The following is a 24138-nucleotide window of genomic DNA, read 5'->3' on the forward strand; positions in this document are numbered from 1 at the left end:
AGTTGGGTGAATCATAGACGTAAGAAAAAGAAACCGAAACAAATAAGAAAAGAAGCTGTTCAGATAAAACCGATAGTAGAAGAAAAACCACTAAAGAAGAGTAGCAACAAGTTGGTCGATATTCTCCTAGGTATTCTTCTTTTTCCAATTCTTATATGGGCTGTCTTGGAAGGTTGTACAACACAAGTAAGCAAAGGGAAGACTTTCCTTATTATCGTTTTCTTTCTCTTAATTACAATAGGGTTATCTATGATAGGAAACAAATAAGGGGGAGTTCAGATGTTTAAGAAGAAGGAGAAAAAAAACATTTACGTTAGATTGGTAAACACACAAGGGGAAATCATTCGAGAGTTTAATTGTACAGAAAAAGACTTGCGAAAAGTAAAAGAAAATGATACTGAAATTCGTTTGGTTGTAGATAACTCATATGAGATGGTAGCAACCGATGAACAACTAGAAAAATTACGAGTTATTAAGCAGTATGTTTTTAATATTCGCTGCTCAAATTAAATAACATTATTATTTGCAAAAATCGAATCCATTAAAATAAAAACAAATTTAAAATAACTGTAATAACCTCCTAGCATATTGTTGATGGGAGGTTATCACCTTTCTGAAGATAAAATTAAAGAGCTTTATTATCTCGATATAATTGTGATGACAGTAATGTTTTTACTAAGTGAGTGCAGTTTCGGGGGAAACAAAAATAGAGTATGAGGGATATGCTTAAGTGAAAGAGAGAAGAATATTTAGAGCTTTTGAGGAGAAAGAAGGCTATTTGAACTATCAAAAGTATTCTGATTATGTACGGTAATTAATATAGAGATAATATTATCTGAATATAGTTACACAAAGATAAATGTACTTAAAAAGTTAGGAATGTAATGGGATTTTAGTGAATGAAAATTATTTAAACTGTATAGAAGGTGAAAAGTCAGGATGTGGAATATAAAAGAGGAAGATTTAGAAGCATTTCGGATGACATGCAGAAGGCGTTTAAGTCTTGAAGGTGCGACGGGATTTATGCTCGGAACGATATTTTATACTTCATTATTTATGGTTATTATTTTTATAGGAGGAATAGATTATTATACTACCTTGTTTGATAAGGTAATTGTTAGGATTGAATTAGTGTTATATGGTTTGCAAGTAATGTTTTTAATTCTATATTTATTCCCTAAAGCTCGTTATAAATTTCAAAAATTACAAACGCTCGTTATATTATTATATGCATTTCAACTTGGAACTATCGGATGCACGTTATTTGTTCTTTCTGGAATGATTGAGCATTCAATTGATCTCAATACACGTGTTTATGTAGGTCTATTAGTATTAGGTGGAATTATTGTTCATATTGTGACAACAGTTGATACATTTAAACAAGCAAGCGAAGGTGCATTTAGTAGTGGGGACAAATCAGATTCGTTTTTTAGTAAAACAAAGGGACATGTTATACAAGGTGCTGTAATTTATGTGTTAATTCTTCTTGTTTTGATTTATATAAATAATAATTACTCATTAAACACAATGTTTGGTTATGTTATGTGTAATGTTGTTATGTATGCAGTAGCCATTGGAGCGGCAGAATTCCAACTATTGGCGTACTGTAGATTTAAATTCAAGTCATTTAATATGTCATGGGAAGAGAATGAGAGAATGCGAAAGCGAAATACAAAATCTAAAACGAAAAGTAAATAAGGGTGAAATGTATTACTTTCCAAAAAGGAACATAATGAGCTTAAAAATGCCTAGAGAAATCAACGGGGTGTCAGTATGAAGTTAAAGAAGAAAGCCAAGATGATGATAGTTCTGTCAATAATAGCAAATTTATTAAGTGGATGTGGTTTTGGGGAGACGAAGATAGAGTATGAGAGATTAGTAAAGGCATTGGATGAAGGTGATATGAAGACGGCTATGTCTGCGAGTGATGATGGGTATGCTTATGTGAAAGAAGAGGTTAGGGATAGCACGTTTGGGGCGGAAAATGATAATCGCATTAGCGTTGTATATCAAACAACAGGAGGAGTATACAATATTAAAGAAAAAAAGTTCTATGGAACAACTTTGCAAGAAATTGCTAGTTCATTAAATAGTGAGCAAAAAAAAGAAGAGATTGTATATAGAACTAGTATTAAATATGAAGATAATCAATCAAAAAGTCCAGATCAAAATTTGGATGTTTCGAATGTTCGATTTATATTTAATAGATTAAAGGGAATAGATAGTTTAAGACCAAAAAAAGATAAAAAAAGATTTAGTGAGTCATCCAAGGTAACATATTACTTAACTGAATCGGAATTTCAAGAAATAATTAATAATAAGTTAAAGGTGGACTACGATAAATTTGATGAAGCAATATTATTAATGGAATTTAGTTCGGCGAAAGATTCAAAAGAAAATCCAATGGAATTCACTACAATAAGCATCACAATGGGATATGAAAAAAAGAATAAAGAAGGCCGATTAATAAGGCATGATCAAAAAATAGCAATCTATTTAAATACTAAAGAAGATAACGATAAAGCTTCTAAAACCCGATATGAGGAGTATAAAAAACAATATTTGAATAATAAGTAATGTATAAAATAAGGGGAAAGGTGTAGTTATGGCATGAGTAAAAGGTTAGTTAAAAAAATAGTTATTGTAATGACAGTAACGTTTTTACTAAGCGCGTGCAGTTTCGGGGGAAAAATAGAGTATGAGAGATTAGTAAAGGCATTGGATGAAGGTGATATGAAAACGGTTATGTCTGCAAGTGATGATGGGTATGCTTATGTGAAAGAAGAGACTAGCGAAAGTACTTATGAAGAAAAAGAAGATGGTGAACATAGCAGGATAATATATCAAACAACCCATGGAGTATATAATGTGAAAGAAGACGACTTATATGGGAAAACAACTCAAAAGGTTGTTACTGATATAAAAAATGATAAAAACGTTGGTAGTAATCAAAATTACAAAAAAGAAACGGTCTATAGTACAAATTTAAAAAATGAAAAATCCCGTTCAGTAGCCCAGGATCAAGCTATGAATGTTTCATATGTAAAATTAATGTTTAGAGGATTAAATGAACTTAGTAAATTGAAATCGAGTGAAGATACAAAAAGATCTAGTGAACCGAGCATAATAAGCTATGATTTAACTGAATTACAGTTTAAAAACATCATGAATGATAAGTTAAATTTAAAATATGATAAATTTGATTCTGCAATATTGATGATTGAATTTAATACGCCTAATGATACAAAAGAAAATCAAATGAGAATAACACAAATAACAATATCGGTAAATTATGAAGAAAAAAAAGAAGATAAGCTTATAAAACGCAATCAAGAGATTTCAACATATTATCATACTAGGGAAGATAATAATCAAAGTTCCAAAAAAGAATATGTAAATTATGAAAAAGAGTATATAAATCAAAAATAATATATTTTAATTGAATTTTGAGAACGATAAATGTTGTGAAGATATGAGTAAAGAGGTAGTGAAAAATAGTTACTGTGATAACAGTTATGTTTTACTGAGCGCGTATAGTTTTGGTAAATCAAAATAGAGTATGAGAGTCTAATAAAGGCATTGGATGAAGGTGACAAGAAGACGGTTATACTTAATTGAAAGAAGAATATTTGGAACTTTTGAGGAAAAAAGACACTACTTGAACCATCAAAAAGCATTCTGATTAGATGATTATGGTAATTAATATGGTAATGATATACCTAAAAGATTATCTGAATTTAGTTGTACAAAGATCTATGTACTTAAAAATGTTAAGAATGTAATGGAATTTTAGTGCCTGAAAATTATTTAAACTGTATAGAAGGTGAAAAGTCAGGATGTGGAATATAAAAGAAGAAGATTTAGATAAGTTTAGGATGACATGTCAAGGCCGTTTAAGTCCTGAAGGTGCTGCGGGTTTTATGTTTGGAACAATATTTTATATTTCAATATTTATGTTTGTTATTTTTGTAGGGGATTTGAATTACTACAATAATTTTTTTGATAGAACTATTGTTAAAACTGAAATTGTGTTATTTAGTATTCAAATTATATTTTTAATTATATATCTATTTCCGAAAGCATGTTTTAAATTTCAAAAGTTACAAACGCTCGTTATATTATTATATGCGTTTCAGCTTGGAACGATATTATTTGTAGTTTCGATTGTCTCTGAAATGGCTGACAATTCAACTGGTAGGATGTATACTGGACTACTATTTGTAGGAGCAGTTATTATTCATATTGTAGCAACGTTAGATACATTTAAACAAGCAAGTGAAGGTGCGTTTAGTAGTGATGAAAGATCCACCTCGTTTTTTAGTAAGACAAAAGGAGCTATGATTAAGGGGGCTATAATATATGTATTAATACTACTTATTTTGATGTATTTTCAAAATGATTATTCAATTGATTTTTTTGTTATGTATGGAGTAGGAACTGTTTTAATGTATGCGGTTGCAATTGGAGCGGCAGAATTCCAACTATTGGCGTACTGTAGATTTAAATTCAAGTCATTTAATATGTCATGGGAAGAGAATGAGAGAATGCGTGGGAGAATTCGAAAACAAAATAAGAAATTCAAAACGAAAAATAAATAATATATTAATAAAATTTTAGTGCTCGAAAAATAATTGAAACGTATAGAAGGTGAAGAGCCAGGATGTGGAATATAAAAGAAGAAGATTTAGATAAGTTTAGGATGACATGTGAATATCGTTTAAGCCCTGAAGGTGCTACAGGATTTATGTTTGGAGGAATAGTTTATAGTTCAGTATTCATGTTTTTTATTTTTGTAGGAGGTTTGGATTATTATCATACTTTTTTTGATAAAACAATTGTTAAAACTGAAATTGTTTTATATAGCTTACAATTCATCTTTTTAATTCTATATTCATTTCCAAAAGCACGTTATAAATTTCAAAAGTTCCAAACGCTCGTTGTATTATTATATGCATTTCAATTAGGTACAATAACATTTACAGCGTTAGTTCTTCCTGGGATATCTGATTATTCAATTGACCAAATGACTTTAATTTGTGTAGGGTTATTATTTGTAGGAGCAGCTATCGTTCATATTGTGACAACAATTGATACATTTAAACAAGCGAGTGAAGGTGCGTTTAGTAAGGATGAAAGATCCATCTCATTTTTTAGTAAAAGAAAAGGAGATGTGATGAAGTGGGCTACAATATATGCGCTAATCCTGTTTATTTTGATATATTTTCATAATGGTTATGGAATTGATGTTTTAGTTCTTTATGCGGTAGGTATTGTTTTACTGTATACAGTAGCCATTGGAGCGGCAGAATTTCAACTATTGGTGTACTGTAGATTTAAATTCAAGTCATTTAATATGTCATGGGAAGAGAATGAGAGAATGCGAGGGAGAATTCGAAAGCGAAATACAAAATCCAAATCGAAAAGTAAATAAGAGTGAAATAGAATTGAAGTAAATGGAAATTATTTAAACTGTATAGAAGGTGAAATGTCAAGGTGTGGAATATAAAAGAAGAAGATTTAGATAAGTTTAGGATGACATGTAATGATCGTTTAAGTCCTGAGGGGGCTACAGGATTTATGTTTGGAGGAATACTATTTAGTTCAATAACCATTTTTTCTATTGTTTTATCAGCCGGGTGGGATTACTGCATGCTTCTCTTTAATATAGGAATTGTTAAGTTAGAAGTATTCTTATATATTATACAAATAATTCTTTTCGTCATTTATTCATTTCCGATAGCTCAATTTAAATTTCAAAAACTACAAACCCTTGTCGTATTATTATGTTCATTCCAATTGGCAACAATAGCTCCTATTGCTTTGACTGTTACTAAAATGGCTAATAATTCAATTGATTGGATTACAATACTGTATGCGGGTTTATTGCTTTTAGGAGCAGTAATTTTTCATATCGTAACAACAATAGATACATTTAAATTGGCAAGTGAAGGTGCGTTTAGTATGGATGAGAGGTCTGCTTCTTTCTTTAGTAAAACAAAAGGAAAGATGATGAAGTGGGCTACACTATACGCAGTAACTATTCTTATTTTGATATATTTTCATAACGATTATGGGTTTGATGATTTATTTATGTATGTAGTAGGGACCTTTTTAATGTATACGATAGCAATCGGTGCAGCTGAATTTCAGCTATTAGCATATTGCAGGTTTAAATTTCCGTCATTTAATAAAACGTGGGAGCAACATAAAAGAGAAACTCCAAGTTATCAAAAGAAAAATAAAAAAGGTAAATCGAAACGTAAGGCATAAAGAAAGGGTGTATTGTAAGTTTTGATGGTAAAAAAAGTAATGATTTAAAGAAGAATATTTGTATTGCTAAAAGAAATTTTAATTATGTAATGTGAATAAAAGAGTATCTAGTTGGAAATGTAGAGAGAGTAGTGTGATGATGAAATGAACAAAAAAAGGGTTTTTAAAATGATTAGTATCATAATAACAATCAGCCTACTACAAGCATGTAGTTTTTTTGAAGAAAAGATAGAGTATGAGCCATTTGTTAAGGCATTGGATGAAGGTGATATGAAGACGGTTATGTCTGCGAGTGATGATGGGTATGCTTTTGTGGAACAAAGAGGTATTTATAGTACGTTTGAGCAAAAAGAAGATGGAGAGCACAGTAAGACAATTCGTCAAACTACGGAAGGTGTATATAATACAAAAGATAAAAGTTTATATGGAGAGGCGATACAAACAGTTGCGACTGATATAGAAAAAGACAAGGGAAAAAGGACAAATGAGAATTATAAAAAAGAAACTATTTATAGTACTCATGTTAAGTATGAAAATGGACAGGTGAAAAGTTCGGATTCAAATCTAGATGTTTCATACGTAAACTTAATTGTAGATCGTTTAAAAGGGATAGGGAAACTAAAGATGAAGCCCGGGGATGATATAAAAAAGTTTGATCAGCCTAATTCAGTAGGATATCGACTAACTGAATCCGAATTCCAAAGTATTATTAATGATAAGTTAAAAATTAACTATGATGAATATGATGGATCAACAATTTCACTTAGTTTTGACTCTGCAAAAAATCCAAAACAGATATTACAATTAAGTATTGATATAGATTATAAGAAAAAGAATGGGGATGGAAAATTAGTAGAAAATATGTTCCAAATTATAACTTATTTTAATAGGAAACAGGATAATAACAAAGATGCGAAACAGGAATATATTGATTTTAAAGCACAGTATAATAAGACGCAGTAATATTTAGAAGGGCATTTGCACGTAAAGATAATAGCGACATAGGTGTGATAAATGTTTCATAAATATAGTGGAAAGAATTTGAGGGTAAACGCCCCAATTGCTGGAGTAGATGCAACAATTGGGGCGTTTATCTGTCTAAAATTAGCTTGAATACATGACATGTTTTAGTTAGGGGCATGGCTTTACAAGTAGTTTCTTCATAATAACGGTGTGAAGTTTTTGTGTAATCAGCTTTTATTGCAAAGTTACAACTATTTTCGCTTATAGAGTACCTCTTATTATCGATACATCGTCCACATCCCGATGTCTTTAAACCCTAGACGTTTATAAATTCGTCCAGCAGCTGGATTGTTATAAAATAAACAAAGTGTTCGGCCTTCTTTCGTAAATTCTTGAATCATTTTTTGTAGTATGAGTGAAGCATATCCATTTCCGCGATAATTCGGATGTGTGCATACGCCAACTACCATAGCGGATAATGAATTTTCAGCGGAAGTTGAGGCGGATGCGATGATTGCGCCATCTTTTTCAATATAATATGTACGTCCTGTATTGGTTTCGAGAGCTTGTCTTAATATTTTCTCTGATTCATTAGCAGTCGGGAATTCAGCGATGTTACTTCGTAATTGCATAATTCGCTCTACATCATCTAGTGTGGCAAGTTTAATTGTTTCTTGGGCAGGCGTACTAGGGAAGTTGTCGGCATTTAGACATTCACAAAAATACATTTCATTTTTCGTACCTAGCTGTATACTTGAAACGGTTTCAAATCGTTCAACAATAGTTGACTTGCCAGAGAGTTTCAGCGGCTTATATGCGGAAAGAAATGCCTCATAGTCAGTTACTACAAACTCTTCTTTACTATACGGTATAAATGCATCATGGAAGCGAAGTAAAATCGATTTTAATGTTCCATTCTTTTTAAATACACCCCATAATTCTTGAAAGTCTGTTTCATAACCGAAAGCTTCTATATCCCCAATAATAAACAAGTTAAGGGCGGCTTCTTCTTTTAGGTAAGCGAATACTTGTTCATGATCTTTCTTTGTTAATTTTCGCATCATAACGAATTGGCCCCTTTTTTTATTTTTTCTAAATATTACAACTTAAGTTTTTTGAAATCAATATAAAATTTTATGTTTAGTTCACAAACTTTCGGAAAAACTAGGAAAGATATGACAAAGGAGGTTATGAACGGTGGATCATCCAATTCAAGGGTTAATGAAAGCAGCAATGGAAAATTTAAAAGAAATGGTTGATGTAAATACGATTGTTGGAGAGCCTGTTCAAACGGCTGACGGTGGTGTGGTGTTAACGGTTTCTAAAGTAGCGTTCGGTTTTGGAGCAGGAGGTTCTGATTTCCAAACGAATGATGGACAAAGAGCGAACGGTAACGCTGCATTTGGTGGCGGTAGCGCGGGTGGTGTTTCGATTACACCAGTAGCATTTCTTGTGGTGAATAAAGATGGAGTAAATATTCTTCATTTACAAAATGCGACACATTTAGCAGAAAAAATGATTGAATTAGCTCCGCAAACAATTGATAAAATTCAATCGATGTTCCAAAAAGAAGAAAAGAAAGAGGGAAATCATCATCCTCAAAACCCTGATGAAATCCTTTAAAAACGCCTGCTTGTGAGCAGGCGTTTTTTCTTGTAATCACTATGTAATAAAACACATGAAATTGTAAATAGTTTTTGAAGTTTTTTCTATGTTTCTAAAATTTTTCATGTTAAAATATGCTATAGAATTGAAACATATAAAACGAAGGTGGCTAGGTGCTTTGTCTGGAGGATCTGACCAAGTAAAGAATATGATATATATTAATGGTAATCGTCGAGGTCATTGTTTTATTACATCAGGAATTACGTTTAAAGAGTTTGCGAGTAACATCCCTTCACCGCTTCATCAAGTGTTGCTTTTGAAGCACAACTTTGAATGGACGGATTTTCATTATCATACTTTATTTGAATATGTTGAGGAAGAAAATATACATAAGTTAATTCAAGCAGAGATTGATGAATTTGATGAATTTTGTTGGGTAGATTTTGATGATGCAAGCGATTTAGATGAATTAGAGCCGAAAGAAATTGCAGAATTATTATATTTGGCTCACAAAAAAGAACCACTTGCAAGAACATTCTTTCCGCTGTTGAAAAATCGATTTGTTTATTTTTCACATGATGACGGATGGTACAACAAAGTGTATTATCGTAGAATTGCTGATTTTGTAGGAATGTTAAGTAAAGTCATTCCGTATAAACTCGGTGCTTTCGGTAAGAAACGTTTTTCTTTCTTCCAAAAATCAAAAATTTTCCCAGCGATTTCAAAAGAATTGATTATGGGACTTATTCCACTAATGGAAGATGGTCTTTACATAGATCTAGCAGGGAAAATTGAGTCAAGAAGAGGTCTTGAAATTCCGGTATATGTAGTTGGTTCGTATGAAAGTACGGATGAGGTGTTAGATAATATCGATGAATTGAAAGAGGAAGCAACAGAAACAGGTTGGCTCATTTTTGATAAGAAAGAACAAGAGTGGCAATGGGTTGTTGACTAAGAAAACTTGGCGTATGAAGTCAAGTTTTCTTGTCATTTGAAAGGAGTACAAATGAAGAAATATTATACAATTGTGGGTATTATAAGTATTATTCTCGTGGCAATATTACTTATAACTTGTCCGAAAGAATCAGATTTTAAAGTGTATGTAGAGGATAAGTATGCGTTGAATTGTAATGAGAGTAGTTTTGAATGCACGCAAAATGTAGATGGTAAAAAAGAAAAACTACAATTTGAAAGTACAGATGCACGAAATGGTGTATTCTTTATGACTGTAAAGCAAACATTTAAAACAGAAGCTGGTGTTTCAAAAGAATATAGCGGAGTAGGAATGTTTGGTACATTTCTTTTTGTTTCAGAGAAGACTTTCTAGTAATAGAAGGTCTTTTTTTTATGCTTATGTTCATATAGATGAAGTAAGACAAGCATAGGAGGGATAGCGATGAAGAACACATGTATCGTTTGCGGTGGTGAGGAGTTTTTTTCCTCAACGTTATATGCACGTACGAAACAAGATTGGGCATATGCACCAAACATGTATCGATTTGAAAAAGTATTTATTGAGCATCGAGATGAAGAGAATTATCCTGTTTTCCAAGAAATTACAGCGAAACATTGTTGTGGATGCGGTCATATTATGTTGTATCATGAATGAACACACCAAGTATAACTTGGTGTGTTTTTTTAAAACGCTGACAAAGCAAGCGGATAAAGTAAAGTAAATAAAACAGAAAAACTACCAAAACCAATTGCTGTATATCCAAGTGTTCTTGCTCCGAAATTGACAGCTAATAGGCCAACTAAAATTGCTAGGGAGCCGAGCGTAACTGGATAAAAAGCAATGGAGAATAACGAAAGAAATAAAGCGACATAGCCTACCATTGCGCCGGTATTTGTACCTTCTATCTCATTTGCAATTTCTTTACGCTTATGTCTAATTGGAATGCCAGCTGGTGATATTTCAGCAGCATACTCTTCGTTTTTTTCACCACTTTTAAAATGATGATTTCTCTTTCTTCGCATGTACATCCCTCTCTTTCAATTGGGTGTATCTATAGTATCTTTCAAAATGAGAAGAGCATGAGTATGAGTTAAACCCAAGTAAAGCAAAAATTGGAGAATACGCATTCCATCGTTAACATATCCATCTCCTAGTGAAGATAAAGTGTGGGATTTTTTCCACTAGGACTGATTATCAGCCAGCAACAATTGGATTTTTATGAGCAGTTCTCTCCCATTAACTGGTCCGCATCCATTGAATTTTGAGGTAGGTATCTTACTGCAAGCGGGATAAAACAGGAATTTTGGAAAATGATGTAGAATGAAATGAATGATAATACGTGAAGGTAGGGGAATGTATGACGAAATTTAATTGGCACGAGTCAGCGGAGAAGAAATGGGATAGTAGTGCAGAGTTTTGGAATCAAAATAGTCAAGAGATGTGGGACAGCGGGAGCAGAAGTACAATTATTCCATTTTTTGAACAATACGTGAAGAAAGAAGCACAAGTGCTCGATGTTGGTTGTGGTGATGGCTACGGTACATATAAATTAAGTCGCGCAGGCTATAAAGCAGTGGGAGTAGATTTATCGGAAGTGATGATTCAAAAAGGTAAGGAGCGCGGAGAAGGACCGAATTTATCTTTTATAAAAGGAGATCTTTCTGCATTACCATTTGAAAATGAGCAATTTGAATCAATTATGGCAATTAATTCTTTAGAATGGACGGAAGAGCCATTACGAGCGTTAAATGAAATAAAGCGTGTGTTAAAGAAAAATGGATATGCATGTATTGCAATTTTAGGACCGACAGCAAAGCCACGAGAGAATAGTTATCCCCGCTTGTACGGAAAAGACGTTGTTTGTAATACAATGATGCCTTGGGAATTTGAACAGTTAGCGAAAGAACAAGGTTTTAAAGTTGTAGATGGCATCGGCGTATATAAGCGCGGAGTAAATGAGAAGATGCTAGGTCAACTACCTACAGAGTTACAACAATCGTTAACATTCTTATGGGTATTTATGTTAAAAAACGTATAAAGAAATGAAAGAATTTTTAGGAGGTAAATAAGTGCAGAAAATACAAAAAACTGATACAATATCATCAGAACCAATTAAAGGGGGACTAGGGTATATGACAACTACTACAACAGTGAAATCCGATATTGAAATCGCACAAGAAGCGAGTATGAAGAAGATTCAAGAAATTGCAGCTGATTTAAATATTTTAGAAGATGAATTAGAGCCATACGGGCATTATAAAGGTAAGTTATCTCTTGATATTTTTAAGCGCTTACAAGATGAGAAAGACGGTAAAGTTGTTTTAGTAACAGCGATTAACCCAACTCCAGCTGGAGAAGGTAAATCAACAGTAACAGTTGGTTTAGGTCAAGCTTTTAATAAAATTGGTAAGAAAACAGTAATTGCACTTCGTGAACCATCTCTTGGACCAACGATGGGATTAAAAGGTGGAGCAGCAGGTGGCGGTTTTTCACAAGTCGTACCAATGGAAGACATTAACCTTCACTTTACTGGAGATATCCATGCGATCACAACTGCCAATAACGCATTAGCAGCGTTTATTGATAATCATATCCAACAAGGAAACACACTTGGAATTGATACGCGTAAAATCGTTTGGAAACGCTGTGTTGACTTAAATGATCGTGCCCTTCGTAATGTAGTAATTGGTCTTGGTGGACCTGTACAAGGTGTACCACGTGAAGACGGTTTTGACATTACAGTAGCATCTGAAATTATGGCCGTGTTCTGCCTTGCAACAGATATTCAAGACTTAAAAGCACGTCTATCTCGCATCGTAGTTGCTTATAACTTTGCAAATCAACCTGTGACGGTTAAAGATTTAGGTGTAGAAGGTGCGTTAACGCTATTATTAAAAGACGCATTAAAGCCAAACTTAGTACAAACGTTAGAAAATACACCAGCTATTATTCATGGTGGACCATTTGCGAATATTGCTCACGGTTGTAACAGTGTTATCGCTACGACAATGGCAGCAAAATTAGGTGATTATGTTATTACAGAAGCTGGATTCGGTGCTGATTTAGGCGCTGAAAAGTTTTTAGATATTAAAGCCCGTGCAGCTGGTATTAAACCAGAAGCAGTTGTTATTGTTGCGACTATTCGTGCGCTTAAAATGCATGGCGGCGTTGCAAAAGATCAATTAAAAGAAGAAAATGTAGATGCATTAGCAAAAGGTATGGAAAACTTACAGAAGCATGTTGAAACAATTCAAAGCTTCGGTGTGCCTTTCGTAATTGCAATTAATAAATTCATTACAGATACAGATGCAGAAGTTACATACTTACAAGAGTGGTGTAATGAGCGTGGCTATGCAGTATCCTTAACAGAAGTTTGGGAGAAAGGTGGCCAAGGCGGAGTTGATCTTGCTGAAAAAGTACTAAAAGAAATCGAAAAAGGTGAAAACAACTACGCACCACTTTATGAATTAGAATTACCCTTAGAAGAAAAAATTCGTACAATTGCTCAAAAAGTATATGGCGCAAAAGATATTGAATTTGCTCCGAAAGCACGTAAGCAATTAGCTCAATATGAAGGAGAAGGTTGGAGTAACCTACCAGTTTGTATGGCGAAAACTCAATACTCTCTTTCTGACGATGCAACAAAATTAGGTCGTCCATCTGACTTTATCGTTACAATTCGTGAGTTAAAACCATCTATCGGTGCAGGCTTTATCGTTGCGTTAACAGGTACAATGTTAACAATGCCAGGTCTTCCAAAACAACCAGCAGCACTTCAAATGGATGTAAATGAAGATGGAAAAGCAGTAGGTTTATTCTAAAAGGTTGTAATTCATCTCGTTTATCTGTAAACTATATATACATCAAGTGGCGCCTTTCCATCGAAAGGCGCCTGTTTTTTGGAGGAAATTATGTTTGATCCAACTGCTTTTGACAATTTAAAAGTAATCGTAGAAGGTGCTGTGTATGATTTTGATCTACATGGAGATATTCTTGTAACAGATCGAAAAGATATGATGGACCTTGCTTCATTAAGTCGTATATATCATATCTCATTTCAATTAACAGAACCGTTTGAACCATTAGTAGAAGCAACATTTTCATTATCTGTGGATGCAAAGAACTTGTCTGGTGAAATACTAGAAGTGCCTCAGTTTACACCAGGTTGTGAAATGAAGCTAGCATTTTCATTCCCGTTAGAACAACCAGAAGTAGGATGCGAAGAAATTGAAACTTTAATGCGTTCTATATGGGGAAAAGAAAGAATGATTATGCAGAAAGTTTCATACGAATATAATAAGCAAGCGATTTCATATCATAATAAGGTAGAGGTTCTATTTCAAAAAGCGATTACAGAAGACCATGTTGATGATTTAATAGCTGTTATTTCACACATGATAGAAACGGTGCGAACAATACAGCATTTTCTTCAAAAATAGAGATAAAGGAGAAAAACAAATGATAAAAGATATGCAACCATTTTTACAAGAAGCTTGGGAGAAGGCTGGTTTTAAAGAATTAACTGAAATTCAAAAACAAGCGATTCCAACTATTTTAGAAGGACAAGACGTTATAGCTGAATCTCCAACTGGAACAGGAAAAACATTAGCGTACTTATTACCCCTTTTACATAAAATTAATCCTGAAGTAAAACAGCCACAAGTTGTTGTTTTAGCACCAACACGTGAACTTGTCATGCAAATTCATGAAGAGGTTCAAAAGTTTACAGCAGGAACTGAAATTTCAGGGGCATCTTTAATTGGTGGTGCAGATATTAAGCGCCAAGTTGAAAAATTAAAGAAACACCCGAGAGTAATTGTCGGTTCACCAGGACGTATTTTAGAATTAATTCGAATGAAAAAGTTAAAGATGCATGAAGTAAAAACGATTGTATTTGATGAGTTTGATCAAATTGTAAAACAAAAGATGATGGGCGCAGTACAAGATGTAATTAAATCTACAATGCGAGATCGTCAATTAGTATTCTTCTCGGCGACAATTACAAAAGCGGCAGAAGATGCTGCACGCGATTTAGCAGTTGAACCACAATTAGTGCGTATAACACGTGCAGAGTCAAAAAGCTTAGTTGAACATACGTATATCATTTGTGAGCGACGCGAAAAAAATGATTACGTAAGAAGAATTATGCATATGGGCGATGTAAAAGCAGTTGCTTTCTTAAATGACCCATTCCGTTTAGATGAAATTACTCAGAAATTGCAATTCCGTAAAATGAAAGCAGCAGCTCTTCATGCAGAAGCAAGTAAGCAAGAGCGTGAAGCGACGATGCGTGCATTCCGTGGTGGGAAACTAGAGATTCTCCTTGCTACTGATATTGCAGCACGCGGTATCGATATTGATGATTTAACACATGTAATTCACTTAGAGTTACCAGACACAGTAGACCAATACATTCACCGCTCAGGACGTACTGGACGTATGGGTAAAGAAGGAACAGTAGTTTCTCTTGTAACAGAACAAGAAGAACGTAAATTACTGCAATTTGCGAAAAAACTAGGCATCGTATTTACGAAGCAAGAAATGTTCAACGGATCATTCGTAGAAACGAAACCGAAAGCACCAAAGAAAAAGAAACCAGCATTTACTGGGAAGAAAAAGCCTAGATAAATAATGGGGAAGGCGTAACTATTTGTAGTTACGTCTTTTTTTATTTGCAATTGAATAATACAAGGAGGTTTATTAATGGTTATTAAAATGTATCTATCATCATTTTTTAAATCAACATATGTAAAAGGAAGTAATATAAAAAAAGTCGAATATTAAATTGATGCGAAATAATAAAAAGAAGGTACATATATGGATAGGAAATTAGGAATGTTTTTGAATACGAAACATATTGAAGTAAACGAAGGAATACAAAAAGCAAGGGAATGGGATTTAGAATATATTCAATTATATGCTATGAATAAAAACTTCAACTTAGCTAATATTCCAGTGGTAGAATGGACTGCTTTAAAGAAAAGCTTATCTTTTAATGGAATAAAGATTCCATCATTAGCAATTAGTTTTGGAGAAAATGGAATTACAGGAACAGAAGTTGACAGTGCAATAGATCAGATTAAATATATTACTGACAGAGGTTTGGAGCTGGGAGCAAAGATAATAACAGCTCATATTGGGAAAGTTCCAGATGATGAAAAAAGTGAGTACTATGATAAAATGATACGGGTTTGTTATGAGATAGGGGAATTAGCATTCAAACTTGGGGGAGTCTTTGCTATTGAGACGGGATCTGAAAAAACAATAGTATTAAAACAATTTTTAGAAACTGTAAACTCGAAAGGACTAGCTGTTAACTTTGACCCAGCAAATTTAATAAGTGATGTAAATGAAAATCCGGAAGAAAGTTTATTACTATTAAAAGATTATATAGTACAAACTCATATTAAAGATTGTAAAGAAGTGAAAAGCGATCGTTCAAGTAAGTATATAGAAGTAGCAGTAGGAAATGGTGAAGTGGATTTCGATATATTTTTCAAAGTATTAGATGAAATTGGATTCGACGGATATAACATGATTGAAAGAAATGATTATTTTGACGAACTGGATGGGATGAGTCAGTCGATAAATTTTGCAAAGAAGTACATACCAACTCAAAAGGAATAACGATAGCACCTGTGGAAACCTACATAGAATATAAAAAAACATTAGGGGGAAATGAAATGATCCATAAAGTTGGACAAATTATGCTGTATGTAAATAATCAAGATGAGGCAGTAAATTTTTGGACGGAAAAGGTAGGGTTTCATGTAGTAGCAGAGGAAGATAACAAGCAAGGAATGAGATGGATTGAAATCGCTCCGACTAATGGTGCTGAAACGAGCATTATACTACATAATAAAGAAGTTATTTCGAAAATGAGCCCAGAATTAAATCTTGGTACACCGTCCTTAATGTTCTTCTCAGAAAATCTGGATCAATTATATGCAGATTTAAAAAATAAAAATGTTACTGTTGGAGAAATGGTAACTATGCCTTCTGGTAAAGTATTTAACTTTGCTGATAGCGAAGGGAATTATTTTGCGGTTATGGAAAAGAACAAATAGTAATATTACTATGTGAAAATCCCCCTCAAATATATTGAGGGGGATTACATGTTTGAAGTGGATTTTTCATTAGAGAATTGATTAATATAAAATACGCCTTTTTCAATGGCTGTCTCAATATAACCAACGATTTGGTCAAACGTAAACACTTGTAAGTCTTCATGCAAATTTTGCTCCGGATACAACATATCTTCAAAAAGATACTTTCGAAAAGAAAAAACGTTTTCTTTAGAAACTTCTTCAATATCCATGATGTGAGCCTCTTGGTTGAGAAGAGAGAAGAGTTGCTGTTCTGTATCGTAATGATGAAGCAACTTTGCATTTAATAATTTAAAATCGTTATAGTACAGGGGTGCGATCGTTTCGTCATTTTCGATTCTATTTTTTAGCCAAGGTAGAAAAAAGCCGCTTAGCCAATTGTCATCGGCAATGAGATGGGTGTAATAGCCTAAGAGAAAAGGGGAATCCATATGAGCTTTATATTTTTGAAAAAAAGAATTGAAATCTATCCTTCTCGTATAGTTTTTCGTTGTACCAGCGTAAAAGTGTGAAGTTCCTTTTTCTTCTGCTGAATGAACCGCATCAGGGGCTACACCTCCAAGTATGAAAGAAGTTTTATCTTGGATATATAGTTTTTCGGCAATCTTGATAGCGATAATAGCATGCATAATTCGTGATCCCATGAATGACACCTCGGTTTCAAGTATTCATTTCAGGAAGAGGACTGAACAGTTAGTATTACTTTCCCTGTACTTTTTCTACTTTCGACCCATTCATGTGCTTTCCCTGCATCTTGAAGCGGAAAAGATTTCGTTGCTTTTACTTTTAGACTGCCATCACGTAAATAACGGAAAACTTCATTTGCAGTTTCTTGGAGTAGTTCAGGACGTTTTTTTCGTGTAGTGCCAAAGCTAAAACCGAGTATAGAGCGACAACTTGCGTGTAAATCTTTCGTTTGGAAATTACCAATTTCACCGCTAGCATTACCGAAATGAATGAGGCGACCATAATAAGCGAGACAATTTAAACTTTTTTCTGAAACCGTTCCAGAAATAGAGTCTAAAATTACATCAACCCCTTCACCGTTTGTCAGTTCGTTGACTTTCTTTACAAAATCCTCATCTTGGTGACAAATAACATAATCAGCTCCAGCATTTAAAGCTATTTTTCTTTTTACTTCACTTCCGACAGTACCAATAACGGTTCCAGCCCCTAATCGTTTTGCAAGTTGAATAGCTGTTGTACCAATTCCGCCAGCCGCAGCATGAATGAGTACAGACTCGCCTTGTTGAAGCCTTGCAACATTTGCGAGTAAATTATAGCTTGTAAAAGATACAATCGGACAAGCAGCTGCAGTTTGAAAATCGACTTCATCAGGTAAAACGAAAGTAAGGTTTTCGTTTGCGACAACGTATTCTGCGTAAGATCCATTTTGAGGAAAAGCAATGACACGTTGTCCAGGATGAATATTTTTCACTTGAGAACCGACACGTTCTACAATACCAGCGGCATCTATCCCTGGTATAAAAGGTAGTGCTTTATTTCCTTTTTTACCATAACGGGATTTAATATCGGCGAAATTCACACTAGTAGCAACAACACGAATTAAAACTTGATCTTCTGAAATAGCGGGTATATCCACATCTGTATATTTCATCACTTCAGGACCACCGAACGACGTTACAACGATAGCTTTCATTATATGTCCTCCTAAATTTGACTATATAAAACATTTTAAATGTTCATTAGAAATTGGGAAATTATATAATAGTTATGCGACTTTATAAGTGAAGCTTATGAACTCAATGAATCATAATATTAATTTATATAAAAAAACTTTTAAAAAATCGAACGAAATATGAATTACCTGCCAATATATAGTGTAAGACAAAGGAGGGCTGGAATATGAAGGGTGAAATAGATTACGCACATTTAATTCAATTAACTTTATCAGGCAATAAAGAAGCGTATAGCGAATTGTATGATAAAACGATTCAAGAAGTATATAAAACAGCACATTTTTTAATTGAAGATAAAACAGATGTAGATGATGTCGTTCAAGAAATATACATACAACTATATGAATCGCTTCGTAAGTATGATAGTGAGAAGCCATTTCGTCCTTGGCTAATTGGACTTGCGATTAAACAAATTCACTCTTATAGAAGAAAGAGGTGGATGCGACTACGCATTATAAAAAAAGCAGAAGAGCAAAGAAAACCAGTACAAATTGATTTTTCTAACGATGTTGTAAGTAAAATATCAAACAAAAAACTAATTGAACTCATTCATAAATTACCGTATAAATTGAAACAAGTTATTATCTTAAGATACTTACACGATTATTCACAAGAAGAAGTAGCACAAATATTACATATTCCAATTGGTACTGTGAAATCTAGAATTCATTCGGCATTAAAGAAACTACGTCAAAAAGAGCAAGTAGAAGAAATCTTTTTAGGAGAGGTAGGGAATGTGAAATGAGTTTAGATTGTAGAGTTAGAGAATCTATACGAGAAGAAGCGAAGGGGATTGTTGCCCCGCCGGAGTTAAAAGAAAAAGTAATCGTTCAAATTAAAATGAATCAAGGAGGGCGTAAGAGAAAGAAACATCTTATTGCAGGAGTGCTTGCAGCAGCTCTTTTAATACCGACGACTGGTTTTGCGTATCAATCTATTATGGCGGATGGTATATACGGATCTTTTGAGAATTTAAAAAAACATGCCGGAGCAATGACATTAGAAACGTATATGCGTTTTAATGCAAAATTATCAGAAGCGAAAGATGAAATGGGTACGAAGGAATATGAAGAGTTTACAAAAGAAATGAAAAAATTAACTAGTGCAAAGCTTGCGTACGGAGATTCGAACGGTAATATAGATTACGATCAATTATCACCAGCTAAAAAAGAGGAATTGAAAAAGGTAGTAATGGAGCTTCATCCGTATTTTGATAAATTAAATGGCCATAAATCTAGTAAAGAAGTACTAACTCCTGAAGAGTATGAACAATATATGGAGGCATTAATGTCATATCAAACTGTGTTAGTAAAAACGAAATCGAGTGGCGGGATAACAGTAGAAGAAGTACCTGAGGCGTACAAAGAAAGATTTATTAAAGCGGAGCAGTTTATGGAGTATGTAGATGAAAAGGTGAGATAAGTAAAAAAGCTCAAAGCTTTCTTTCGTTTAACTATTACATATTGAATATGTAAACAATAAAAAATGAGTATACAATCTACGTGATTGTATACTCATTTTATTATTACTTAAATTTCCTTACCGCATGAATAGCGACTCTTACAAGTAATATCGCACTTATAAATAAACCACCGTAACCAACGACACTTAAAAATTGATCATTTGGCTCTGTCGCACTGTTTGCTAAATGCAATACGCCTACCGAAATCCCACCAAATGCAGTTCCAATAAATGCAATGAGGAATTGTGAGATAAATGTAGTAATAAACGATGCATTTGTTTCGTCAGAGAAAAAGCCAACCTTAACGGATAGTTCTCCGTTTTCTAGTTTTGAACTTAAATCATCTAGTTTTCTAGGAATGCGTCGCATGGCAGGTAACATAGCGAGTAATTCGTTTGTTGCAGCTTCTTTTAAACTAGAATAATTGTTAACTGACATGAAACTAGCTGCATGATCTTTCGCAAAGCGTTTCGCTTCGTCCATTAAATTGAATTCGGGATTTAGTTGCAGCATCGTTCCTTCTAGCGTAATTAGAGAACGGAAAGCCCCTGCAACCATTGGATAAAATGCTAATTCAAACTCAGCGATTATTTGAAATAGCCCCTGAATGAATTCTTCAGAACCATTTGTAGAACCATACGTACTTTGGATTAATAATTGACTGATAGATTGTTCTAATGCCTCTTTATCAACATTTGGCTTCTTTTCAACTAATTGAAGCAGTCCATCAAGCAAGACATAAGAATTTTTGCGCTCAAAGCCGATAAGTAGTCGCTTGAATGCATCTTGTTGTAGTGTTCCTAATCGCCCGACGGAACCGAAATCAAGTAATGCAGGTGTGCCATCACGAAGAATATACACATTACCTGGATGAGGGTCTGCATGGAAAATACCTTTAAAGAAAATTTGCTCTAAAATACAATCAAAGAGTTGTCGTTGTACTTTTTTCGTATCAATTTGTAATTCATTTAATAATGCTGACCCACTTTTAACACTTACTCCATCTAAAAATTCAAGCACAAGTATTTTTGAATTACTGTATTCTTTATATACTTTCGGTATTTTTACTTTCGTTTCGCTATTTTTTAGTGAATCAGACACTTGTTCGAAGTTACGAGCCTCAATTTTGAAATCAATTTCTTCTTTCATTGCGATGGAGAAGCCATGTGCTAAATCAAGAAATCCGATATTTTTAGCCCAAGTTGATTTGTTGGAAATCCATAAAGAAAAATGAATTAAAATATCTAAGTCACGTTTAATTGTCTCAGAAATATTAGGACGTAGTAGTTTAACGACGACATCCTGGTCGTTTTCTTTCAACTTCGCTTTATGTACTTGGCCAATAGAGGCGGCAGCTAACGGTTCCATTTCAAAGGAGCTGAAAATTTCATCTTTTGGTATATGTAGTTCCTTTTTTAATATTTCTTCAACTTGTTTTTGTGATAAACGCGTTACATTTTCCTGAAGGTTTGATAACTCGTGAATAAAAGCAGGTGGTAATAAATCAGAGCGAGTTGATAAAACTTGTCCGAATTTAATAAATACACCGCCGCATTCTTCTAGTGTATTTCGAAGTGAAGTGGCGAGCTTACGATCTGCTTCTGGCGAGCGCTTTAAAGCTAAATATTTACCCATTCCGTGTTTTATTGCAATAGAAGAGACACGCATATATCTTTTTTGTCTACCAACCTTTGCGAAGAATTTTGAAATAGGATTTCGGCTTTCCGTTACTACGTCATCCATTTCGCCTCGTCTAATAGGATCAAATAATTCAAAAACTAGGTAACAAAGCATGGATACAATTAATGAGCTTCCTAGCCAAAAATATCTATCAACACCGACAACCGATTCATCTTGATAGCGTAAATATAAAAACCAATACAGAGCTGACGTAAGTGAAACACCTAAAGTTGCTGCACTTGCTTGTTTGAAAAGATTTAGTTTTGTACCAATTAGTCGACCACTAATAAAAGACATAATGATTGCTAGTAGAAAAAATTGAAAAAACATTGTATCATTCCTCCGAATTTTATTCGATAACTGTATTATACAGGAATATAATTATTCTAAAAACAAGCCAAGGAGGTACAATCCTTGACTTGCACGATTAAATAGAGCATTCAATTATATTTTTTCATCGTTGCATTGTCCTTTTGTATAAAACAATCTAATAGTGAATAACCAGCTATTAAACTAATTATCGTAACAAAAGTTGTATTTATAAGAATAACATTAGCTAAATAAGGTAGGTATTCGCCAAGTGGTGAGAAAAGTAGTGCTGGAGAAAAGGAAATTAATATTGTAGGCACTGTAATAGCGATAAACTTATCCGGTTGAAAACGCCAGTTTTGTTTACTTGTTTCGTGATTAATGGATTGAAGGAATCGTAATAAAATGCCGACCAAAAGAGGAAAGAGTGTAAAGTAGAATAATCTTGGATAAACGTTAAAGTTCACTTGCGCGTCTGTATCTAAATAAAATTGAATCTTCACTCCAACAAATAATAATAAGACGATAAATAATGTGAAGCAGAGGTATAGCATTACTCTTTGCATTATATTCCACCATCCTTTACTCAAAATATATTCAAAAAAAGAAGAGATATACAATAACTACTGTTGTATATCTCTTCTTTTACTGTTAGTTAATAGTGGAGTTTGCTTTTTCTTGCTTCGTGAAATAATCAATAATGCCCATCGCACTAATTTCTATATCTAGATGTAAAATGTTATAAACGGAATGATCTGCTGGAACGTTTAACTTTGTAAGATGAGAAGAGATTTTATCCATTAATAAAGTTTGTAAAGCTTTAGTCGCTTCATCGAAATCATTATACTGTTCAAAGACTTCCTTACCAGTATGAACGAAAATAGGTAGCCAATGTTCCAGTTGATTATATATTTCTGTAACATGAGAGGATGCGCCGTAATGACCGAAATAAATAGTATCTACATTCATGCTTTGAATGTGATTTTTAGAAGCAATCATCGCATCTGGTTGGAATTGTGAAGGGGACGTTGATGGTAGATATAACTCTACATCAACGTCTGCGAGTTCTCTATAATAAATTCCAATTGTATCGCCAGTAAAAATCCCGTTTGTTAATGAATCGTGAATGCTAATATGGTGCTTCGCATGCCCTGGTGTATCATAAAATGTAAGGATGCGGTCTTCTGCAATTTTTAACGTATCACCATGTTGTACAATATGAACACGTTCTTCTTCAATTGGAAGAATTGGATCAAAGAGTTTATCGAAATCTTCTTTGTACACAGCTTTTGCACCTAAAATAAGTTTTGTTGGATCAATCATATGACGAGCACCACGAGAATGCACATATAACGTAGCATTTGGGCATTTTTCCATCATTAAACCAGCAGCACCGGCGTGATCTAAATGAACATGTGTAACGATAATGTTTTTAACTTCGTTTAAATCAATATGTAATTGTTGTAAGCCGTCTAAAATATACGGAAGAGAAGGGGCTGCACAAGTTTCAATTAAAGTAATATCGTCACCTAATAAAACGTACGTACCTGTTCGTTCATTATGCTGTAAATCGAAATCATCAATAAGATATAGGTGAGAAGATAATTGCTCTACTTTTTTCATATTTACCACTCCTTATATATTACATGTTTCTATTATACGCTAAAATAGAAAAAAGGCAGAAAACGAAAGCTCGTCTTCTGCCTTTTGTAATACTATTATTTCGTTTGTTGTTTATTAATAGACATAATGAACAGTCCAACAATCCCACCAACTAATGGAAGCATAATTTCTCCTGCTAAATTAAAGTAGGAGCTTAAGAATAAACCATTTACATCGATTACCCAGCCAGTAACATACAATAACATCATATATAGTACGAAATAAAACTCGCGATTTGAAATCGTTTCATGTTGTGCAGTTTTCATAATGAACACCATCCTTTTCTTTTATAATGGAATATAAACTGTCACATTTTGTTCACATTTCGATTGTAAAACTTTCCATCATAAAAGTCTAGTAGTTTGTGCCGAATTTTCGAACGGAAATAAAGCGCTATCATTATAGCGTATAAGTACGTAATAAGAG

The 24138-nt window shown here is 33.6% G+C and carries 29 protein-coding genes and 1 pseudogene; 22 read left to right on the top strand and 8 right to left on the bottom strand.

Annotated features, from left to right (window positions below):
• Positions 1-6: 6 nt before the first annotated feature.
• The 10 genes and pseudogenes from AC0ONG_RS08850 to AC0ONG_RS08895 all read left to right on the top strand — a co-directional run bounded on the left by AC0ONG_RS08850 (position 7) and on the right by AC0ONG_RS08895 (position 7233).
• Positions 7-267 (top strand): hypothetical protein, encoded by a 261-nt coding sequence (locus AC0ONG_RS08850; RefSeq protein ID WP_002083293.1) that lies wholly within the window; start codon positions 7-9, stop codon positions 265-267.
• Between the two features lie 12 nt (positions 268-279).
• Positions 280-465, top strand: a pseudogene (locus AC0ONG_RS08855) (hypothetical protein); the annotation flags it as partial.
• A gap of 474 nt (positions 466-939) precedes the next feature.
• A complete protein-coding gene (locus AC0ONG_RS08860; protein ID WP_000267149.1) occupies positions 940-1698 on the top strand; it encodes a hypothetical protein in 759 nt (252 codons plus the stop codon).
• Positions 1699-1773: 75 nt separating this feature from the next.
• Complete coding sequence (locus AC0ONG_RS08865; RefSeq protein WP_000768458.1) at positions 1774-2577, top strand: DUF3952 domain-containing protein; 804 nt, start codon at positions 1774-1776, stop codon at positions 2575-2577.
• 33 nt (positions 2578-2610) lie between these two features.
• The gene (locus tag AC0ONG_RS08870; RefSeq protein WP_153599298.1) at positions 2611-3429 is read left to right on the top strand and encodes a DUF3952 domain-containing protein; all 819 of its coding nucleotides are present in this window, start codon (positions 2611-2613) and stop codon (positions 3427-3429) included.
• Positions 3430-3570: 141 nt separating this feature from the next.
• Entirely contained in the window at positions 3571-3618 is a 48-nt protein-coding gene (locus tag AC0ONG_RS08875) for a hypothetical protein (RefSeq protein WP_229163603.1), read from the top strand.
• 218 nt (positions 3619-3836) lie between these two features.
• Complete coding sequence (locus tag AC0ONG_RS08880; RefSeq protein ID WP_000267133.1) at positions 3837-4598, top strand: hypothetical protein; 762 nt, start codon at positions 3837-3839, stop codon at positions 4596-4598.
• 62 nt (positions 4599-4660) lie between these two features.
• Positions 4661-5431, top strand: a complete 771-nt coding sequence (locus AC0ONG_RS08885) for a hypothetical protein (RefSeq protein ID WP_000267113.1) — start codon at positions 4661-4663, stop codon at positions 5429-5431.
• A 62-nt stretch (positions 5432-5493) separates the two neighbouring features.
• Positions 5494-6270 carry a hypothetical protein gene (locus AC0ONG_RS08890; protein ID WP_000267123.1) on the top strand — a complete coding sequence of 259 codons (777 nt, stop codon included), beginning with the start codon at positions 5494-5496 and terminating at the stop codon, positions 6268-6270.
• A gap of 168 nt (positions 6271-6438) precedes the next feature.
• Positions 6439-7233 carry a DUF3952 domain-containing protein gene (locus AC0ONG_RS08895; RefSeq protein WP_000623464.1) on the top strand — a complete coding sequence of 265 codons (795 nt, stop codon included), beginning with the start codon at positions 6439-6441 and terminating at the stop codon, positions 7231-7233.
• Positions 7234-7511: 278 nt separating this feature from the next.
• Here the strand turns inward: AC0ONG_RS08895 and AC0ONG_RS08900 are convergent, their stop codons facing one another.
• Positions 7512-8297 (bottom strand): GNAT family N-acetyltransferase, encoded by a 786-nt coding sequence (locus AC0ONG_RS08900; protein WP_136997005.1) that lies wholly within the window; start codon positions 8295-8297, stop codon positions 7512-7514.
• 133 nt (positions 8298-8430) lie between these two features.
• Between AC0ONG_RS08900 and ytfJ the strand changes: the two genes are divergently transcribed.
• From ytfJ to AC0ONG_RS08920, 4 genes are all read left to right on the top strand, one after another.
• The gene (gene ytfJ / locus AC0ONG_RS08905) at positions 8431-8856 is read left to right on the top strand and encodes a GerW family sporulation protein (protein WP_000349986.1); all 426 of its coding nucleotides are present in this window, start codon (positions 8431-8433) and stop codon (positions 8854-8856) included.
• A 160-nt stretch (positions 8857-9016) separates the two neighbouring features.
• The gene (locus tag AC0ONG_RS08910; RefSeq protein WP_000014087.1) at positions 9017-9793 is read left to right on the top strand and encodes an oxalate:formate antiporter; all 777 of its coding nucleotides are present in this window, start codon (positions 9017-9019) and stop codon (positions 9791-9793) included.
• Between the two features lie 51 nt (positions 9794-9844).
• Positions 9845-10165 (top strand): hypothetical protein, encoded by a 321-nt coding sequence (locus AC0ONG_RS08915; protein ID WP_000761171.1) that lies wholly within the window; start codon positions 9845-9847, stop codon positions 10163-10165.
• A 69-nt stretch (positions 10166-10234) separates the two neighbouring features.
• Entirely contained in the window at positions 10235-10447 is a 213-nt protein-coding gene (locus AC0ONG_RS08920; RefSeq protein ID WP_000798747.1) for a hypothetical protein, read from the top strand.
• Between the two features lie 29 nt (positions 10448-10476).
• On the opposite strand, the gene AC0ONG_RS08925 is transcribed toward AC0ONG_RS08920, so the two are convergent.
• The gene (locus AC0ONG_RS08925; RefSeq protein WP_001253201.1) at positions 10477-10815 is read right to left on the bottom strand and encodes a hypothetical protein; all 339 of its coding nucleotides are present in this window, start codon (positions 10813-10815) and stop codon (positions 10477-10479) included.
• A 335-nt stretch (positions 10816-11150) separates the two neighbouring features.
• Between AC0ONG_RS08925 and AC0ONG_RS08930 the strand changes: the two genes are divergently transcribed.
• The 6 genes from AC0ONG_RS08930 (at position 11151) to AC0ONG_RS08955 (ending at position 16860) form a co-directional block, all read left to right on the top strand.
• Entirely contained in the window at positions 11151-11831 is a 681-nt protein-coding gene (locus AC0ONG_RS08930; RefSeq protein WP_136997007.1) for a class I SAM-dependent methyltransferase, read from the top strand.
• 94 nt (positions 11832-11925) lie between these two features.
• A complete protein-coding gene (locus AC0ONG_RS08935) occupies positions 11926-13614 on the top strand; it encodes a formate--tetrahydrofolate ligase (protein WP_014482011.1) in 1689 nt (562 codons plus the stop codon).
• A gap of 90 nt (positions 13615-13704) precedes the next feature.
• Positions 13705-14232 carry a hypothetical protein gene (locus AC0ONG_RS08940; protein WP_000460216.1) on the top strand — a complete coding sequence of 176 codons (528 nt, stop codon included), beginning with the start codon at positions 13705-13707 and terminating at the stop codon, positions 14230-14232.
• A 19-nt stretch (positions 14233-14251) separates the two neighbouring features.
• The gene (locus tag AC0ONG_RS08945) at positions 14252-15421 is read left to right on the top strand and encodes a DEAD/DEAH box helicase (protein WP_000588599.1); all 1170 of its coding nucleotides are present in this window, start codon (positions 14252-14254) and stop codon (positions 15419-15421) included.
• A gap of 189 nt (positions 15422-15610) precedes the next feature.
• On the top strand, positions 15611-16420 hold the full coding sequence (locus AC0ONG_RS08950; RefSeq protein ID WP_000375201.1) for a sugar phosphate isomerase/epimerase family protein: 810 nt from the start codon (positions 15611-15613) through the stop codon (positions 16418-16420).
• A gap of 56 nt (positions 16421-16476) precedes the next feature.
• Complete coding sequence (locus AC0ONG_RS08955) at positions 16477-16860, top strand: VOC family protein (RefSeq protein WP_000581472.1); 384 nt, start codon at positions 16477-16479, stop codon at positions 16858-16860.
• Between the two features lie 44 nt (positions 16861-16904).
• Here the strand turns inward: AC0ONG_RS08955 and AC0ONG_RS08960 are convergent, their stop codons facing one another.
• Together AC0ONG_RS08960 and AC0ONG_RS08965 are read right to left on the bottom strand one after the other, a co-directional pair.
• On the bottom strand, positions 16905-17543 hold the full coding sequence (locus AC0ONG_RS08960) for a zinc dependent phospholipase C family protein (protein ID WP_000535582.1): 639 nt from the start codon (positions 17541-17543) through the stop codon (positions 16905-16907).
• A 29-nt stretch (positions 17544-17572) separates the two neighbouring features.
• Positions 17573-18559 (bottom strand): quinone oxidoreductase family protein, encoded by a 987-nt coding sequence (locus AC0ONG_RS08965; RefSeq protein WP_000644643.1) that lies wholly within the window; start codon positions 18557-18559, stop codon positions 17573-17575.
• Positions 18560-18765: 206 nt separating this feature from the next.
• Here AC0ONG_RS08965 and AC0ONG_RS08970 point away from each other — a divergent pair, with 206 nt between their 5' ends.
• Positions 18766-19344 carry a sigma-70 family RNA polymerase sigma factor gene (locus AC0ONG_RS08970; RefSeq protein WP_098578243.1) on the top strand — a complete coding sequence of 193 codons (579 nt, stop codon included), beginning with the start codon at positions 18766-18768 and terminating at the stop codon, positions 19342-19344.
• Positions 19341-20021, top strand: a complete 681-nt coding sequence (locus AC0ONG_RS08975) for a DUF3600 domain-containing protein (RefSeq protein ID WP_000050700.1) — start codon at positions 19341-19343, stop codon at positions 20019-20021. Before AC0ONG_RS08970 ends, AC0ONG_RS08975 begins: the two co-directional genes overlap by 4 nt.
• Positions 20022-20124: 103 nt before the next feature.
• Here AC0ONG_RS08975 and AC0ONG_RS08980 read toward each other — a convergent pair whose 3' ends face one another.
• The 4 genes from AC0ONG_RS08980 to AC0ONG_RS08995 all read right to left on the bottom strand — a co-directional run bounded on the left by AC0ONG_RS08980 (position 20125) and on the right by AC0ONG_RS08995 (position 23978).
• Positions 20125-22071: an ABC1 kinase family protein gene (locus AC0ONG_RS08980; protein WP_000465998.1), complete on the bottom strand. Its 1947-nt coding sequence runs from the start codon at positions 22069-22071 to the stop codon at positions 20125-20127.
• A gap of 110 nt (positions 22072-22181) precedes the next feature.
• Positions 22182-22616 (bottom strand): hypothetical protein, encoded by a 435-nt coding sequence (locus tag AC0ONG_RS08985; protein WP_001190001.1) that lies wholly within the window; start codon positions 22614-22616, stop codon positions 22182-22184.
• An 85-nt stretch (positions 22617-22701) separates the two neighbouring features.
• Entirely contained in the window at positions 22702-23673 is a 972-nt protein-coding gene (locus AC0ONG_RS08990) for an MBL fold metallo-hydrolase (protein WP_000754983.1), read from the bottom strand.
• Between the two features lie 95 nt (positions 23674-23768).
• Positions 23769-23978, bottom strand: a complete 210-nt coding sequence (locus tag AC0ONG_RS08995) for a DUF3925 domain-containing protein (RefSeq protein ID WP_000844984.1) — start codon at positions 23976-23978, stop codon at positions 23769-23771.
• Positions 23979-24138 lie beyond the last annotated feature (160 nt).

This window comes from Bacillus sp. TCT6, from assembly GCF_056033845.1.